The 17,012-nt window shown below is 64.4% G+C and carries 15 protein-coding genes; 4 read left to right on the plus strand and 11 right to left on the minus strand.

All coding sequences use genetic code 11. The features are described from left to right. Window positions 1–17: 17 nt before the first annotated feature. The 6 genes from XH92_RS04675 to XH92_RS04700 all read right to left on the minus strand — a co-directional run bounded on the left by XH92_RS04675 (window position 18) and on the right by XH92_RS04700 (window position 5,069). On the minus strand, window positions 18–1,436 hold the full coding sequence (locus XH92_RS04675; RefSeq protein ID WP_194458191.1) for a hypothetical protein: 1,419 nt from the start codon (window positions 1,434–1,436) through the stop codon (window positions 18–20). A 10-nt stretch (window positions 1,437–1,446) separates the two neighbouring features. After that, the gene (chrA, locus tag XH92_RS04680; protein ID WP_194458192.1) at window positions 1,447–2,625 is read right to left on the minus strand and encodes a chromate efflux transporter; all 1,179 of its coding nucleotides are present in this window, start codon (window positions 2,623–2,625) and stop codon (window positions 1,447–1,449) included. Window positions 2,626–2,795: 170 nt separating this feature from the next. Beyond that, window positions 2,796–3,515 (minus strand): superoxide dismutase, encoded by a 720-nt coding sequence (locus XH92_RS04685; protein WP_194458193.1) that lies wholly within the window; start codon window positions 3,513–3,515, stop codon window positions 2,796–2,798. A 44-nt stretch (window positions 3,516–3,559) separates the two neighbouring features. Next, window positions 3,560–3,892, minus strand: coding sequence for a hypothetical protein (locus tag XH92_RS04690; RefSeq protein WP_246788246.1), 333 nt, complete (start codon window positions 3,890–3,892; stop codon window positions 3,560–3,562). 44 nt (window positions 3,893–3,936) lie between these two features. Continuing rightward, window positions 3,937–4,170, minus strand: coding sequence for a PepSY domain-containing protein (locus tag XH92_RS04695; protein WP_194458194.1), 234 nt, complete (start codon window positions 4,168–4,170; stop codon window positions 3,937–3,939). Window positions 4,171–4,250: 80 nt separating this feature from the next. Beyond that, complete coding sequence (locus XH92_RS04700; protein ID WP_194458195.1) at window positions 4,251–5,069, minus strand: sulfurtransferase/chromate resistance protein; 819 nt, start codon at window positions 5,067–5,069, stop codon at window positions 4,251–4,253. A gap of 232 nt (window positions 5,070–5,301) precedes the next feature. Here XH92_RS04700 and XH92_RS04705 point away from each other — a divergent pair, with 232 nt between their 5' ends. The 3 genes from XH92_RS04705 to XH92_RS04715 all read left to right on the plus strand — a co-directional run bounded on the left by XH92_RS04705 (window position 5,302) and on the right by XH92_RS04715 (window position 7,896). Continuing rightward, window positions 5,302–5,580 (plus strand): metal/formaldehyde-sensitive transcriptional repressor, encoded by a 279-nt coding sequence (locus XH92_RS04705; protein WP_194461113.1) that lies wholly within the window; start codon window positions 5,302–5,304, stop codon window positions 5,578–5,580. Between the two features lie 5 nt (window positions 5,581–5,585). Continuing rightward, window positions 5,586–6,653 (plus strand): nickel/cobalt efflux transporter, encoded by a 1,068-nt coding sequence (locus tag XH92_RS04710; RefSeq protein ID WP_194458196.1) that lies wholly within the window; start codon window positions 5,586–5,588, stop codon window positions 6,651–6,653. 139 nt (window positions 6,654–6,792) lie between these two features. Then, a complete protein-coding gene (locus tag XH92_RS04715) occupies window positions 6,793–7,896 on the plus strand; it encodes a Cj0069 family protein (protein ID WP_194458197.1) in 1,104 nt (367 codons plus the stop codon). 52 nt (window positions 7,897–7,948) lie between these two features. Here XH92_RS04715 and XH92_RS04720 read toward each other — a convergent pair whose 3' ends face one another. The 4 genes from XH92_RS04720 to metF form a co-directional block, all read right to left on the minus strand. Next, complete coding sequence (locus XH92_RS04720) at window positions 7,949–8,926, minus strand: IS481 family transposase (protein WP_194458198.1); 978 nt, start codon at window positions 8,924–8,926, stop codon at window positions 7,949–7,951. A 96-nt stretch (window positions 8,927–9,022) separates the two neighbouring features. Continuing rightward, the gene (maiA, locus tag XH92_RS04725; RefSeq protein WP_194458199.1) at window positions 9,023–9,682 is read right to left on the minus strand and encodes a maleylacetoacetate isomerase; all 660 of its coding nucleotides are present in this window, start codon (window positions 9,680–9,682) and stop codon (window positions 9,023–9,025) included. A 220-nt stretch (window positions 9,683–9,902) separates the two neighbouring features. Beyond that, window positions 9,903–13,757, minus strand: a complete 3,855-nt coding sequence (gene metH / locus XH92_RS04730; protein WP_194458200.1) for a methionine synthase — start codon at window positions 13,755–13,757, stop codon at window positions 9,903–9,905. A gap of 15 nt (window positions 13,758–13,772) precedes the next feature. Beyond that, the gene (metF, locus tag XH92_RS04735; RefSeq protein WP_194458201.1) at window positions 13,773–14,687 is read right to left on the minus strand and encodes a methylenetetrahydrofolate reductase [NAD(P)H]; all 915 of its coding nucleotides are present in this window, start codon (window positions 14,685–14,687) and stop codon (window positions 13,773–13,775) included. A gap of 391 nt (window positions 14,688–15,078) precedes the next feature. Here metF and XH92_RS04740 point away from each other — a divergent pair, with 391 nt between their 5' ends. Next, complete coding sequence (locus XH92_RS04740) at window positions 15,079–16,095, plus strand: LLM class flavin-dependent oxidoreductase (protein WP_194458202.1); 1,017 nt, start codon at window positions 15,079–15,081, stop codon at window positions 16,093–16,095. A gap of 37 nt (window positions 16,096–16,132) precedes the next feature. Here XH92_RS04740 and XH92_RS04745 read toward each other — a convergent pair whose 3' ends face one another. Then, entirely contained in the window at window positions 16,133–16,993 is an 861-nt protein-coding gene (locus tag XH92_RS04745; protein ID WP_194458203.1) for a prephenate dehydratase, read from the minus strand. Between the last annotated feature and the right edge of the window lie 19 nt (window positions 16,994–17,012).

The following is a 17,012-nucleotide window of genomic DNA, read 5'->3' on the forward strand; positions in this document are numbered from 1 at the left end:
CTCCTACCGGATCAATCTCAAGGCGTTGGCTTGAACACCCAAATCGCCGCAGGTCCTGCGGGGCCCGCGCGCACCGCGACGAACAGACGGTCCATCTCCGCCACAAAGAGCGCCGTTCGCGCGCCCGTTGCCGTCGGCGTGCGCGCGATCCGTCGATAGACCGATCCATCGACTTCGAGTACGTCGACGTAGCCTGCACCGCAGCTCAAATAGACCCGCTCACGCTTTGCATCGACGAAGAGATCGTCGACATCGCCGCAGGTCTCGGCATTCGCGATCGGTTTGCCGTCCGTCGAAAAGACGGCAAGCTCGGCGGGATTACGGTACGCCAAAAGCACACGCCCGCGATCGCGATCGACGGTCATCGCGAAGTTGCCGCCCTTGTCCAATGGCCAATTGGCAAGCTGTTTCCCGGAAGTGCCGTCCACCACCGCGACCGCGTGCGCGTCAGGCAGGTTGACAAAAATGCGTCCGCTGTCGGGCTCGAGCTGGAAGCTTTCCGGATGAACCTTTAGCGGTACGCTTCGAATCTTGGTGCGGGTGGACGGGTCGAGCACCGCCAGACCGCCATCACCATAGCCGACGACAACATGCTTGGCCGCCGCGTCGATCCGGATGTTGTCCGCATCGCTGCCCAGTTCGATCCGTCCGGTCGCCTTGTACTCGTTAGCCTCGAACAGCCGCACCGATCCATCACGGGCATTGGCGACATAGAGGGTCTCGGTCGACGGCTCATAGCCGACGCCCTGGGGTTCGTTCAGCCCGGCGATGGTGCGAAGCAGGCTGTGGGCAGCCAGGTCGACGACGCCGATGCTGTCATTGCCAAGCTCGGCCACGAACAGTCGCTGGCGCTTCAGATCGACTGCCAGGTGATCGATCCGCCCGCGGACATCGCCGAGCAGGATTTTCGCTTCGAGCTGAAGCGGCGCCTTGTTTCCTGCCGCTTCGGTTGCTGCCGCCAGCGCCGGAATGAGTACATCGATACGCTGGACGATTTGGTCCCGGGTTGACTCGTAATCATCGATACCCAGAGGAATGCCGGACCAGTAGGTCACGTCGGCTCGTCCTCGCCGCTCGGCGGGAATCCGATCGAACGCCACCACCTGGTCCGCCGCGGTCATGTCGTCCAAGGTCAGTTGTTGCGGCGTGTTCGCTGTCTCCAGACCATCCAGCGCTAGCCCGTCCTGGATCCTGACCGGCACTGACCGATAAAGGTCGATGCCGCGCGAGACCGCCCTGAACCGCAATCCGCGCTCCTGCGCAGCCTTGTTGAAATAAGCCGCCGCCATCTGGCTGTTCACCACGCCGTGCTGGCAGACAAAGACAATCATCTTGTCTTCGCCGGCCGGCGCGGGCCGGACTGATGTCAGCAGGATCGCGAGCACCGCGGCCACATTGAGCAGCGTCGCCTGGGTCCTCCTGAGCAGCGTCTGCATCGTCGGTCTCTCACTTCAAACCGGTCAGCACCCACGCCGGTTGCAGGATGGGGTAAGCAAGTAGCCCAATGACCGCCGTAACTGCAATGAGCAGGGGGTTGCTGACCTTCCAGCGGAACAGAACGGCGAGCGATCCAATGCCGATGAGTGCGGTCAACCAATCGCCGATCGCGATCTTGCCGAGCAGGATGCACGCGCCGAGAATCGTTCCGATCGCAGCCGCATAGGCGCCCTTCACGAATCCCTGGACGTTCGGATTCTTGCGATGCCGCGCCAGCAGGGGTGCCACGATCAGGACAAGCAGGAAGGATGGCAGGAAGATGCCGATGGTCGAGACGAGAGAGCCCCAGAAGCCCGCGACCAGGTAGCCGACGAAAGTTGCTGTGATCACGACCGGTCCGGGGCTCATCATGCCGATCGCGACGGCCACCAGGAATTCACGTTCGTTGAGCCAGCCATATTGCTGCACGAGTCCTTGTTCCAGGAAGGGAACGATGACGAGGCCGCTGCCGAAGGTCAGCGAACCGGCCTTGAGGAAGAACAGCAGCAGTTTGCCCAGCGTCGAACCGGTCACGACCGGCGCGGCGCCGGGTGCTGCCGCCGGTATGATCGCGAGTTGCAGGGCGACAGGCGGACGCTTGATGTTGCCGTAATAGATGATGCCGACGATCCCCGCACCGATGAAGAGCAGTGCGACCTCAGCCTTCAAGATCACAGTGACGGCAAAGCAGACTGCGGCGATCACCCATTGCAGCCAGTCCTCCATGCCGAGCTTGGCAAGCCGGTAGCAGGAGTGAAGGATGAGCGCGATCACGGCGGGGCTGACGCCATAGAAGACGGCGGTGACGGGCTGAAGATCGCCCAGATAGACATACAGCGCGCCGAGAGCCGCGACGATGGCGAAGTTGGGAAGGATGAAGCACCATCCACCGACCCAGGCTCCCCAAAAGCCGCCGCGAAGCCAGGACACATAGATGCCGACCTGGATCGCCAGCGGCCCCGGAAGCGATTGGCAGATGGCAATCGATTCCCTCATCTCCTCCTTGGTCAGCCATTTCTTGCCGTCGACCAGCTCCCGCTCCATCTGCCCTACAAGCGCGACCGGGCCGCCGAAGCCGAGAAAGCCGAGGCGCAGGAAATAGCGTGCGAGCTCTGCCAAATGGCTGCGTTGTGAGGTGGTCGGCGACATCGCTGAAAAATCTCCTCGGAAACAAATTGGCGTCTCGTTGCGGATCAGAGATGCTCTGAAGAATGCCGTCTAGCCAGGGCCGAAGCCCAGCCGGCATCAGCGTGAATGAAGAACCGGAGAGCACGACGTCGTGGCAGCCGTCGCCGGCTGCCTCGCGCACGTGTTTCTCCTCAGGCTTCCTTCGAATATTGCTCATACAGTCTGGCCGCGTTGTCCCAGCGGATGGCTTCCATGTAAATGTCGACATAGCGGGCCGCCGCGGCTCCGAAGTCCATGTGATAGGCGTGCTCATACATATCGAGCACCAGCACCGGGCGGCCGCCGGCGAGCGTGGTCGTGTGATCGGCCGCCCATTGGTTGACGAGCCGCTTGTCGCGGGGCGAGTAGGCGAGGATCACCCAGCCCGAGCCGCCGCCTTCCGCCTTGCCCATGGCGGCGAATTCGGTCCGCCAGCGCTCCAGGCTGCCGAAGTCGCGCGCGATCGCCTCGGCCAGTGCGCTGCTCGGCTTGCCCGCGCCGCCGAGCCCGTCGAAATAGACCTCATGCAAGATCATCGAGTTTGCCGCGATCAGCTCCTCGCGCTTCAGGCCGTTGATGACGAAGTTCGGGGCCTTGGCGAAGTCGAGCTCGGCAAGCTGCGTGCCGATTGCGTTGAGCCGCTTCACCGCGCCGACGTAGTTGTTCTCGTAGTGGCTGACGAGTATCTTCTCCGAGATGCCGTTGATCGACTTTGGATCGAACGGCATCGGCTTAGCTTGATAGGACATGGCTCTGGCTCCTGTCTGCTGATTGGTTTCGGCCGCGGCCTGGTTGATGCCAAGCACCGTTGCAGATGCTGCGGCTACGCCAGCCGCTGCGATGAAGTTTCGACGCTCTGTGTTGATTGTCATCGGCTTCTCCCAATGTTGAACGATCCTTGCGCCAGATCGCGGCTCTATTGCTTCGTAAGTCCGACGATGGTCGGGAATCCCGAGATGGTCTGCACCGAGATTTCGACGGGATCGCCGAAGCGGACGGCGTTGAAGATCAGGCCGTCCTGAACCTTGAACGGCTCCGTTCTGCCCGCAGGCAGGCGTATCAGCAGCGTGTCGTTGCGTTCGTCGACGCTATCGACGACGCCGCGCAGCGTCTCGCTTATCGGCGGATGGACGGCCGCGGCCTGCAATGCGACGGACGTTTCACGCTGCTCGCCACCATCGGCCGGTGTCGCAAGCGTTGCGCCGGGCCACAGCACGGCGAGGCACAGGGCCAAGGTTGTTCTCATCATGATCGTCGCTCCATTGTTCTGGTGGCTTCGGGCGGAGCAGGACCTCAGTCCTGCTCCTTGACCTGGCCGCTGCTGTCGATCACGAGCTTTACGGGCTTGCCGTTCTTCATCGCCTTCGCCGTCGTGCCTTCGGCCGTCGACTTGACGTCGCTGACGTTCGCGTAGCCGGCAGCCTGAAGTTTCGCGACAAGCTCGTCCTGCGTCAGGGCGCGGGCGGGCACGGCGGTGCCTGCGACCGCGAGCGCAAGGATCAGGTGGATGAATCTTTGCTTCTGCATCGCTGTTCTCCTGGTTGTGTTGTGCTGCCCCAGGTTCTTCAGGTGCGCGCTTGCTCAGATGAAGCGGAAGATCGCGACGCTCATGGCTTCACCTTGCTGGTCGGCCAGTTGTGCGTCTCCTTCGTCGCGTCGCGGCACCAGCGATAGAAGGCGTCGTAGAGCAGCATGCCGGCGCTCAACTGGTCGAGATCGTCGTCGAACATCCGCGACAGGCCGAGCGAGGCGGCGAGCAGCCCGGGCGCTTCCGGCGAAAGCTCGAGCCGCGCGGTATCCGCGGCCCGCACCATCGTCGCAAGCCGCTCCAGCGCAGGTGTCGACAGGCCGAGTTCCCTGACCATTACGTCGAAGGTGCAGAGCTCGCCGCGATGGCTCCAGAACACGTTCTCGATGTCGAACGGCGTGGCGTCGAATCGTTCGGCGACCGCTTCGACTTCCGCTGATGCGACGAACAGAAACACGGCCGCGGGATCGACGAAGCGGCGGATCAGCCACGGACAGGCGATGCGATCGATCTTCGGCCGCGACCGCGTCACCCAGACCGTGCGGCCGCGCCCGTCACGTTTCGGAATTCTGTCGGCGGGAATGGTCGGAAGCTCCGCCTGCTTCCAGGCGAGGTGGCCGCCTTCGAGAACTTCGGCAGCAATGTTGCCGCATCGGAGCCAGGCGGCGGCACCTTCGCTGAGCTTCTGTCCCTTCTGGCAGATCACGACCACGGACTGGCCGGTCAGGCCGGAAGCCCAGTCCTGGACGTCGAGATGGGAGTGCCGGATGGCGCCCGGAATCAGGCACGGATCGGCGGAAAAATCCTCATCGAGACGGACGTCGACAAGCGCCGGCGCCTTGGCGGTACCGATGAGACGAAACAGTTTTTCGGATGAGATCGAGGTGTATGACGACATGGTGCGTCCTTGGTGAACAGGACGCGATTCTTGGGCATGTCGCCTCGCGGGGAGATCGCACATCCCCGTGCCGTCAATAGAAGACCAATGTGCCTCGCTGTCAACCGGCTCTGCCGGATCAGCGGATCACCAAGAATTCACCGTTTGCGATAGGAACATATCGGTGCTGGCCATCGTGACCGGATCGCCCGACTTGGTTGACCAATATAGGGTACCCCCCTATATTACTGGAATGTCGCACACGATCAAGCACAAGTCCAAGCTCGTTGGCCGGGTTCGCCGTATCAAGGGCCAGCTGGAGGCCGTCGAGCGGGCGCTGGAGTCCGAGATCGGCTGTGCCGATGTGCTGATGCTGGTGGCTTCGGTTCGCGGCGCCATCAACGGCCTGACCGCGGAGTTGCTCGAAGATCATATCCGCCATCACGTGGTTGATCCTGCCCGGGAAAAGGATCCCGAGCGAGCGCAGGGCGCGGCCGATCTGATCGACGTGGTTCGTACCTATTTGAAGTGATGCCTATGACCGACCTGTCCCAGCTGCTCCAGCAGAGCACCGCGCATGCGTGGCTGTTCATCCCCAGTGCTATCCTGCTCGGCGCGCTGCATGGGCTCGAGCCGGGCCACTCCAAGACGATGATGGCGGCCTTCATTGTCGCGATCCGCGGCACCGTGGTGCAGGCGGTGCTGCTCGGCCTGTCGGCCACGATCTCGCATACGGCGATCGTCTGGATCGTCGCGTTGGCGGGGCTGCATTTCGGCCAGCAATGGTCCGGCGAACGCAGCGAAGCCTGGCTGCAACTGGCCTCGGCAGCGATCATCATTGCGATCGCGGCCTGGATGGCCTGGCGCACCTGGCGCGAGCAGAACTCCGACCATGATCACGATCATCACCATCACGACGAAACGCGCCGGCTGGTCCTTGCCGGACAATCGCTGTTGCTCGAAGTGTTCGAGGACGGCGTGCCGCCGCGCTGGCGATTGCGCAGCGACGCCGGCGCGCTGCCGGCGGCCGGCGAGGTCGATGTCGTGACCATCCGCCCCAACGGCGGCGAGCAGCAATTTCGCTTCGTTGCACGAGACGGCTATCTGGAAAGCGTCGATGAAATCCCGGAGCCGCATGCCTTCAAGGCGCGCATCTCGCTGCGCGCGGACACCGCCGAAGTGCTGTTCGAGGAGCACGACCACGCGCACATGGACCTCGGCGACGAGGACGATGCGCATGCGCGCGCCCATGCCTCTGACATCCGCAAGCGCTTTGCCGGGCGCACCGTCACGACCTGGCAGATCATCCTGTTCGGCCTGACCGGCGGCCTCATTCCGTGTCCGGCGGCGATCACCGTGCTGCTGCTCTGCCTTCAGCTCAAGCAGTTCAGCCTCGGCTTCGTGCTGGTGCTCTGCTTCGGCATTGGGCTTGCGATCACCATGGTCTCCGTCGGTGTTGCGGCCGCGCTCAGTCTCCGCCATGTCGAGCGTCATTGGGGTGGCTTCAGCCGCTTTGCCCGACGCGCGCCCTACGTGTCGGCGGCGCTGATCGTGCTGGTCGGCCTCTACACGGGCTGGCTGGGATTGCACGGAATCACGGCGTGATCCGGGATCACGGCCCGATCCCACTTCCATCTTGAAAGCTGCGCGAGGTGGTCTAGAGTCCTGTCAAGGGGACAAGGCAGACTCCCCGTGAGACCTCGGTCCAAGCTCTGCGCGACACCGTCAGTCGTGGAGCTTTCATATGGACACCGAACCACACACTCATCCTCGTTCCAACACTGCTCGTCGTTCCAGGATCGCGATCCTGTCGCGTGGCGACGCCGCGGCGCGGCACGACGCGACGGCGCAGAACAGCCGTTTCGTGCGCGTCTTCGAAGCGCTAGATGCCTCCGGCATCGAGGCGATTCCTGTCGTCTATGACGAGACCTTCGCTGATCTCGTCCGCAACCAATTGCTGACCATGGACGGCGTTCTGGTCTGGGTCGATCCGATCCATCAGGGCAAGACCCGTGCGGCGCTCGATCCGCTGCTGCGCGAGGTCGCGGCAAAGGGCCCGATGAAACGACCATGGGTCAGCGCACATCCCGACGTCATCCTCAAGATGGGCGTCAAGGACGTGCTCTATCGGACGCGTCATCTCGGCTGGGGCGCCGACACGCATCGCTACGCCAGCGTGGAGGCTTTCCGCGCCGAATTCCCGTCGCGCTTGTGCACGGTCGGGCCGCGCGTGCTCAAGCAGAACCGTGGCAATGGTGGGCAGGGCGTCTGGAAGGTGGAAGCCGTGCCGGGTACGGACGCCGCCGTCCGCGTGCTGCACGCACTGCGCGGCAGCAGGCCCGAGGAGATGCCGCTGGACGCGTTCATGGCGCGCTGCGAGCCGTATTTCGGTTGGGGCGGCTGCATCATCGATCAGACATTCCAGCCGCGGCTGCCCGAAGGCATGATCCGTTGCTATGTCAGCGGATCGAAGGTCGCGGGCTTCGGGCACCAGCTGATCAAGGCCCTAATTCCGCCACCGCCGGAAGGGCCGGATTCACCGGAAGCCCAACCCGGACCGCGCATCATGCACGGCCCCGACGCCGCGCAATTCCAGAGGCTGCGGCGGCTGATGGAGGACGAATGGATTCCGCGGATGATGGAGACGCTGACGATCGATGAAGCGTCGCTGCCGGTGATCTGGGATGCGGACTTCCTCTACGGTCCGCGCGATACCGATGGCGCCGACACCTACGTGCTCTGCGAGATTAACGCGAGCTCGTGCTTTGCGATCCCCGACGAGGCGCCGGCCGCAATCGCGCGGACGGTCAGCGAGCGTATTGGTCGGAACGTGGAGAGCGGCGGATAGAGCATGGAGGGCTCCATCCACTCGTCATGTCGCGAGAATGCGGAAGTGCGACTCACGGACGGAGCAACAAATGTGGTGTCGTCCCTGCGAAAGTGTTTGGTCCCGTTTGATTGGCAAGGGCCTGGATTGGCGCCTTGTAGCCGAGGCATTTGAGGCGGGTTCGGTTGTAGTGGTGGACGAACTTGCTGAGGAAGGCGTCCCGATCGGCATGGTCGACGAAGGTGCGCCGGGCGCTGCCGCGCTTTTCTTCGCGGCCTATGGCTTCGGCGATGCGCCGGTTGAAGCGTTCGACGAGGCCGTTGGTCTGCGGGTGGTAGGGCTTGGTCAGGCGATGCTCGATGCCGCGCTGCTTGCAGAGCTGATCAAAGGGATGGTCGCCGGACGGTCGCCCGGCCGGCTTGTTCTTCTTGTCGACAGCGAAGCGGTCGGTGAACTCGGCGCCATTGTCGGTCAGGATGGTGTGAACGTCGTGAGGGAAGTCGGCCAGGAAGCGTTTGAGGAAGCCGGTCGCGGTGGCGCCGTCCCGCCGGGCATGGATCTCGACAAAGACGTAGCGGGTGGCGCGATCGATGGCGACAAAGGCGTAGCTGGTGCGGCGCTGCAGGGCCGGCAGATACTTCACGTCGATATGGATGAAGCCGATACCGGCATTCTCGAAGACGCCGGCCTTGGGCCTGTCAGGCTTGGCAAGCCGGCTGATGCCATTGCGCTGCAGGCAGCGGTGAATGGCGCTGCGGGACAGCTTGGCATTGATGCAGCGCCGCATCACCTCGACGATGTCGTCGAGCGGCAATTGCAGCGACGTCCGCAGCTCGCACACCGCCCGCTCTTCGACGGCCGACAGGCTGGTCACGAGGTTGTGCGGCCGGTGCGAGCGGTCCTCGACCGTGGTGCGGCCGCGCCAGCGATAGATCGTGGTCTCGCTGACCCCGAGTTCGGCCGCCAACTGAGCGACCGACTTCCGGCTGCGCTGGATGTAGCCACGTGTCTTCGGCGTCGTCGTGGCGTTCGCGTGCAGGTTCAATTCCATGACACGAGGCGCTCCCTGACAAAGGCCACGCCTCGTTCTACACCGATTCCATCCAACCAATCAGCAGGGATCAAACACGAAAGCAGGGACGACAGCTCACTTCGCCCGCATCGCCACAGGCGTGTCCGGCTGCGCGGACGGATGCGCTTTCGCAAACGCCGGCAGCGCCATGGCCGTGTCGTGGATGCGCTTCACGGTCGGCCAGGGCGACAGGCTGATCTGCTGGTTGATCGCCGCCGTGACATGGCCGACCAGGCAGATGTCGGCGAGGGTGGGCGCATCGCCGTGACAGAACCGGCCGGTGGCCTTGTGGCCGGCGAGGTGGCCTTCGAGCGCCGCCAGCGTCTCGACCGTCCAGTGCCGCCGCCAGGCGTTCTGCTGGCTGTCGCGCAGATCGAGCTCGCGGTCGAGATAGCGGCGCACGCGCGGCGTCAGCAGCGGATGACCCTCGCAGGCGACGATCAGTGCAAGCCCGCGAACCCGGGCACGGCCGAGCGGGTCGGACGGCAGCAGCGCCGGGCTCGGGTAGGCCTCGTCGAGATAGTCGATGATCGCGAGCGATTGGAACAGCACCGTGCCGTCGTCGGTCACCAGCGCCGGCAGCGCCATCTGCGGATTGATCTTGCGATAGGCGTCAGCGCGATGCGCGTCCGCATCGATGTCGACGAACACCACCTCCGCCGGCACGCCCTTCAGATTGAGCGCGATCCGCACCCGAAAGCTCGCCAGCGATCGCCAGAAGGAGAAGAACTGCATGGTGTGGCCACTCCGCATTTCTTCCCCTCTCCCCTTGTGGGAGAGGGTGGACATAGGCGGCCTTCGGCCACCGTCCGCTTCGAGACGCCGATGCTTCGCATCGGCTATGGCAAAGCATCGCGGACGGGTGAGGGGTCTGTCTCCGCGGATAGAGACCCCTCATCCGTCGCGGATTTCATCCGCGACACCTTCTCCCACAAGGGGAGAAGGGAAGGAAGAGCTACCCCGCACCCACCTTCTTCTTTCGCCAGGCAAGGTGCACCGCGCAGGTGCAGCCCTGCGGATGCGAGGCCAGTTCCTCGTCATTGGCGGGCGTCGCGGCAGGCGCGATCGCCTGCCCCTTGGCGCCGTCCTGCGACGGGATGTAGTTCAGCACCGGCGCCAGCCAGCGCTCGACCTCGGCGACCGTCATGGCTTTGCGCGCGGCATAGTCCTCGACCTGGTCGCGCTCGATCTTGCCGACGCCGAAATAGAAGCTCTCGGGATGCGAGAAGTACAGGCCCGAGACCGACGACCCCGGCCACATCGCAAAGCTCTCGGTCAGCTTCACGCCGGCGGTGTTCTCGGCATCGAGCAGCGCGAACAGCGTCCGCTTCTCGGTGTGATCGGGCTGCGCCGGATAGCCGGGCGCCGGGCGGATGCCGTCGTATTTCTCGAGGATCAATTCGTCCGCCGAGAACGTCTCGTCGGGCGCATAGCCCCAGAACTCCTTGCGCACGCGCTGGTGCATGCGCTCGGCAAAGGCCTCCGCGAGACGATCGGCCAGCGCCTTGCACAGGATCGAGGAGTAGTCGTCATTGGCGTTCTTGAAACGATCCGCGACCGCATCCTCGCCGATTCCCGCCGTGACCACGAAGCCGCCGATATAGTCGGGCACGCCGGTCTCCTTTGGCGCGACGAAGTCGGACAGCGCGGCGTTGAAGCGGCCCTCGCGCTTCTCGAGCTGCTGGCGCAGCGTGTGGAAGGTCGCGATCTTTTGCTTCCGCGTCTCGTCGGCATAGACCTCGACGTCGTCGCCGACCGCATTCGCCGGCCAGAAGCCGATGGTGGCGCGCGCGGTGAACCACTTCTCCTTGACGATCGTGTCGAGCATCTTGCGCGCATCGGCATAGAGCGAGCGGGCGACTTCGCCGACCTTGGGGTCGTCGAGGATCGCCGGGAAGCGGCCGGTCAGCTCCCAGGTCTGGAAAAACGGCGTCCAGTCGATGTAATCGGCGAGTTCGGCGAGATCGTAGGCGTCAAAGCTCTTCAGGCCGAAGAAGGCCGGCTTCTTCGGCGGCACGGCTGCGAAGTCGATCGCGACCTTGTTGGCGCGGGCGTCGTTCAGCTTCAGCCGCTTCTTGTCGGCCTGGGCACGGAAATGCGCCGTCGAGATTTTTGCGTATTCGGCGCGCACCTCGGCGGCGTAGGCCTGCTTCTTCTCGGCCGACAGCAGCGAGGAGGCGACGCCGACGGCGCGGCTCGCGTCGTTGACATGCACGACCGGGCCGCCCGGATAGTTCGGGTCGATCTTGACGGCGGTATGGACGCGGCTCGTCGTTGCGCCGCCGATCAGGAGCGGCACGTTCATGCCCTGCCGTTCCAGTTCGCCGGCGAGGAAGCTCATCTCGTCGAGCGAGGGCGTGATCAGGCCGGACAGGCCGATGATGTCGGCGCCCTCGGCTTTCGCGGTCTCGATGATCTTGTTGGCAGGCACCATGACGCCGAGGTCGATCACCTCGAAATTGTTGCACTGGAGCACGATGCCGACGATGTTCTTGCCGATGTCGTGGACATCGCCCTTCACCGTCGCGAGCACGATCTTGCCCGCGGCGTTGCGGCCGCCGGTGATGCCGTTGGCGAGGTTGCGCGCCTTCTCCTCCTCCATGAACGGCATCAGATAGGCGACCGCCTGCTTCATCACGCGGGCCGACTTCACGACCTGCGGCAGGAACATCTTACCGTCGCCGAACAGGTCGCCGACCACGTTCATGCCGGCCATCAGCGGGCCCTCGATGACGTCTAGCGGACGCGACGCGTTCTGGCGGGCGGCCTCGGTGTCAGCCTCGATGAATTCGGTGATGCCGTGCACCAGCGCGTGGCTGAGCCGCTTCTCGACCGGCCATTCGCGCCAGGCGAGATCCTGCTCCTTGGTCTGCTTCTCCTTGCCGCGGAATTTCTCGGCCAGCGCCAACAGCCGCTCGGACGCGCCGGGATCGCGGTTGAGGATCACGTCCTCGCAGGTCTGGCGCAGCTCGGGATCGATGTCGTCATAGACGATCATCTGCCCGGCATTGACGATGCCCATGTCCATGCCGGCATGGATGGCGTGATACAGGAACACCGAGTGCATCGCCTCGCGCACCGGCTCGTTGCCGCGGAACGAGAACGACAAATTGGAGACGCCGCCGGAGATGTGGGCGCCGGGCAGGTTCTGCCGGATCCAGCGCGTCGCCTCGATGAAGTCGACGCCGTAATTGTTGTGCTCCTCGAGGCCGGTCGCGATCGCGAAGATGTTCGGATCGAAGATGATGTCCTCGGGAGGGAAGTCGAGCCGACCCACCAGGATGTCGTAGGCACGCTTGCAGATCTCGGTCTTGCGCGCGAACGTGTCGGCTTGGCCGGTCTCGTCGAACGCCATCACCACCACGGCGGCGCCGTGGCGCTTGGCGACCGTCGCCTCGTGCAGGAACTTGTCCTCGCCTTCCTTCATCGAGATCGAGTTCACGATCGGCTTGCCCTGGATGCATTTCAGGCCGGCCTCGATGACGTGGAATTTCGAGGAGTCGACCATCACGGGCACCCGCGCGATGTCGGGCTCGGCGGCGACGAGGTTGAGGAATGTCACCATCGCCGCTTCGGAATCGAGCAGACCCTCGTCCATATTGACGTCGATGACCTGGGCGCCGTTCTCGACCTGGTCGCGCGCGACCTGCAGCGCGGCAGTGTAATCGCCGGCGGTGATCAGCTTGCGGAAGCGCGCCGAGCCGGTGACGTTGGTGCGCTCGCCGACGTTCACGAACGGGATCGCGTCGGTCAGGGTGAACGGCTCGAGGCCGGAGAGCCTGAGCCGCGGTTCGATCTCGGGCACCACGCGCGGCTTGTGCGGGGCGACGGCCCTGGCGATCGCGGCGATATGGTCGGGCGTGGTGCCGCAGCAGCCGCCGACGATGTTGACGAGGCCGGCGGCGGCGAACTCGCCGATCAGCCGCGCCATGTAGTCCGGCGTCTCGTCATACTGGCCGAACTCGTTGGGCAGGCCGGCGTTCGGGTAAGCGCAGACCAGCGTGTCGGCGACGCGGCCGATATCGGCGATATGCGCGCGCAGATCCTCGGCGCCGAGCGCGCAGTTGAAGCCGATCGTGATCGGCCTCGCGTGCCGCACCGAGTGCCAGAACGCCTCCGGCAACTGCCCGGAGAGCAGGCGGCCGGACTTGTCGGTGATGGTGCCGGAAATCATCACCGGCACGTCGATGCCGCGCTCCTCGATGATCTCGGCGATCGCATACAGCGCCGCCTTGGCGTTCAGCGTGTCGAAGATGGTCTCGACCAGCAGCAGGTCGGCGCCGCCGTCGAGCAGGCCCTTGGCCTGTTCGCCGTAAGCCTTGCGCAGATCGTCGAAGGTCACCGCGCGATAGCCGGGGTTGGAGACGTCCGGCGAGATCGAGGCGGTGCGGTTGGTCGGGCCGAGCGCGCCGGCAACGAAGCGCTGCTTGCCGTCTTCCGCGTTCACCCGCTCGGCGGCGGCGCGCGCCAGCCGCGCGCCCTGCAGGTTCATCTCGTAGGCGAGGTCCGACATGTCGTAGTCGGCCTGCGCGATCGAGGTCGAGGAGAAGGTGTTGGTCGCGACGATGTCGGCGCCGGCACGCAAATATGCGGCGTGGATGTCCGTGATCGCCTCGGGCTGGGTCAGGATCAACAGATCGTTGTTGCCCTTGATGTCGCGGTGGAAGTCCTTGAAGCGTTCGCCACGGAAAGCGGCTTCGTCGAACTGCAGGCCCTGGATCATCGTGCCCATGGCGCCGTCGAGCACCAGGATGCGCTCGCGGGCAGCCGCGAGCAAAGCGTTACGCTTGGGAGAAACCGGTACGGACATCGATGGCTTTCTGGCTCAGGCAGCTTTTTGGGCACCGGTCGGCCGGATGCCGAGCAGGTGGCTGATCGCGAACACGAGGTCCGCGCGGTTCATGGTGTAGAAGTGGAAGGTGTCGACGCCGTGCTTGAACAGCTTCTGCACCTGGCCGGCGGCGACGGTGGCCGCCACCAGCTTGCGGGTCTCGGCGTCGTTGTCGAGGCCCTCGAACTTCTCGGCGAGCCAGTCCGGCACGCTGGTGCCGGCGCGGGTGACGAAGTTGCGGGCCTGCTTGAAATTGTGCATCGGCATGATGCCGGGCACGATCGGAATCTCGATGCCGCGTGCCCGCACCCGGTCGACATAGCGATGGTAGAGGTCGTTGTCGAAGAACACCTGGGTGATCGCGCGCGTCGCGCCGGCGTCGACCTTGGCCTTCAGCGTGTCGATGTCGGCATCGAAGTCGGCGGCTTCCGGATGCTTCTCCGGATAGGCGGACACCGAGATCTCGATGTCTGCGTGGCGTCGCTTGATCCCGGCGACGAGCTCGGCCGAGCTCTGGTAGCCGTCGGGATGGGTGAAGTAGGGCGTGCCGATGCCGCCGGGCGGATCGCCGCGCAGCGCCACGATGTGGCGGACGCCGACCTCATGATAGCGGTCGACGATCTCGTCGATCTCGCCGCGCGAGGCGCTGACGCAGGTCAGGTGCGCGGCCGGCAGCAGATCGGTCTCGCGCAGGATGCGGCTGATGGTCGAATGGGTGCGCTCGCGGGTCGAACCGCCGGCGCCGTAGGTCACCGAGACGAAATTGGGCGTCAGCGGCGCCAGGCGGTTGATGGTCTCCCAGAGATTGCGCTCCATCTCCTCGGTCTTCGGCGGGAAGAACTCGAAGGAGATTTTCGGCGCTTTCGGCGCGCGCTGCCCGTTCGGCAGGGAGGAAATGGTCTCGGTCATGATACGCAATGGCTCCGCAACTGGAGGGTCGATGTCCGGCCTGGATATGGTGGCCATAAGATAAGCCAAATCGGTGGGCCAAAACAGCCCATCGAATATGGGAAATTGCCCATTGGTGCCTAATTTATGGTCAAAATCAACGATCGAGGATAAGCAGTGGGCTGTGCCAGCGATTGGTGAATAATTGAGCTATCATAATGAACTATAATGATAAAACTAGATATTCTGCGGCCGGCCAGATGTCCACATCGACAGTGGGCTACGCGACATTTCAACGAATCTTCGTATTTCGTCCCAATGACTTGGATAGCCGGAGCGACTTTCCGGTGCGGGACTGGTCTGCGCGGCCGAGGTCTTTGTCGCTTCGTGACGCCACACTAGGTTGGCGGCCATGATCCCGCTCTCCGTCCTCGACCTGTCCGTCGTCACCACAGGCACCAGGCCCGCCGTTGCGCTGCGTAACAGCATCGATTTGGCGCGCCATGTCGATGGTCTCGGCTACACGCGCTATTGGCTTGCCGAGCACCACAACCTTGCCTCGGTCGCGAGCCCTGCGCCCGATCTGATGATCGGGCAGATAGCGGCGGTGACGCAGCATATCCGCGTCGGCTCCGGCGGCGTGATGCTGCCGAACCACGCGCCGCTGGTGGTCGCCGAACGCTTCAAGATGCTGGAGGCGCTGTTTCCCGGCCGCATCGATCTTGGCCTCGGTCGTGCGCCCGGCACCGACGGCGCCACGGCCTACGCGCTGCGCAGCCGGCTCGATCGCCGCGAGGGCGACGACTTCCTCGAGCGGCTGCACGAGCTGACCTTGTGGGAGACGCGCGATTTCCCACCCGGCCATCCCTACAACAACGTTGTGGCGATGCCGGACGATTCGCCGCTACCGCCGATCTGGCTGCTCGGCTCGAGCGACTATTCCGCCGAGCTGGCTGCGCAGGTCGGGATGGGCTTTGCGTTCGCGCATCATTTTGCCACTCACGACGCAATTGCGGCGATGACGAATTATCGCGCGCATTTCAAGCCGTCGGGCTGGCGCGCGACGCCGCAGTCGATCCTGGCGGTCGCCGTCGTCACGGCCGAGACCGATGCGGAAGCCGAGCAGCTTGCGACATCGATGGATCTCAATCGGCTGCGCCGCGATCGCGGCCAGTATCTGCCGCTGCCGAGCGTCGAGGAGGCCGAGGCCTATCCCTACACTGACGCCGAGCGCGCCTCGATCGCGCGCAACCGCGCGCGGCTCTTCGTCGGCAGTCCTGCAACCGTGATGGCGAAGCTGGAGCCGCTGATCGCGGCGACCCAGGCGGACGAGCTGATGGTGATATCAGCGGTCTACGATCACGTGGCGCGGAAGAAGTCCTACAGCCTGCTTGCCGAGGCGTTCGGGCTGCAGAAGGCCGCCGCATAACCATCGTCGTTCCGCCGAAAGACTGCGATCGCCTGACTTAGGCCTGCGTCTCGCTGAAGGTCGCGCGGAACGGATGGCCGGGATAGACGCCGACGATGCGGAATTCGCGCGAGAAGAATTTCAATTCCTCCAGCGCAAAGGCCAGTCCACGGTCGTCGGGATGGCCGTCGACATCGGCATAGAATTGCGTGGCGAAGAAATTGCCGTCGACCATGTAGCTTTCGAGCTTGGTCATGTTGACGCCGTTGGTGGCGAAGCCGCCGAGCGCTTTGTAGAGCGCGGCGGGCAGATTGCGCACCCGGAAAACAAAAGAGGTCACCAGCGGCCCCGAGCCCTGCGCGGCCCATTTGGCTTCGCGCGCCAGCACCACGAAGCGGGTGGTGTTGTGGGCCTCGTCCTCGATGTCCTCGGCGAGAATGTCGAGGCCATAGATATCGGCGGCGAGGCGCGAGGCGATCGCCGCCACGCTCTTGTCGCCGCGCTCCGAGATATCGCGGGCGCTGCCGGCGGTGTCGCCGGCGACGATCGGCCGGATGCCGAGCTTGCGGATGATGCGCCGGCACTGGCCGAGCGCGTGGACGTGGCTCTCCACGCTCTTGATGTCGGCGAGCTTGGTGCCCTTCACCGCCATCAATTGGTGGCGGATCGGCAAGAACCATTCGCCGACGATGAACAGGCCCGAGGCGGGCAGCAAATGATGGATGTCGGCGACGCGGCCGGCGACCGAATTCTCGATCGGGATCATGCCGAGATCGGCCTCGCCCGAGGAAATCGCGGCCAGCGCGTCCTCGAAGGTCGGGCACGGCATCGGCTCGGCGTCGGGATAGGCCTCGACGATCGCGATATGGGAATTGGCGCCAGGCTCGCCCTGGAACGCGATTTTCAGCTTCTTGGTCATGGGTTCTTTCCTGGCGGGC

It is taken from the genome of Bradyrhizobium sp. CCBAU 53421 (assembly GCF_015291625.1).
GTDB lineage: Bacteria > Pseudomonadota > Alphaproteobacteria > Rhizobiales > Xanthobacteraceae > Bradyrhizobium.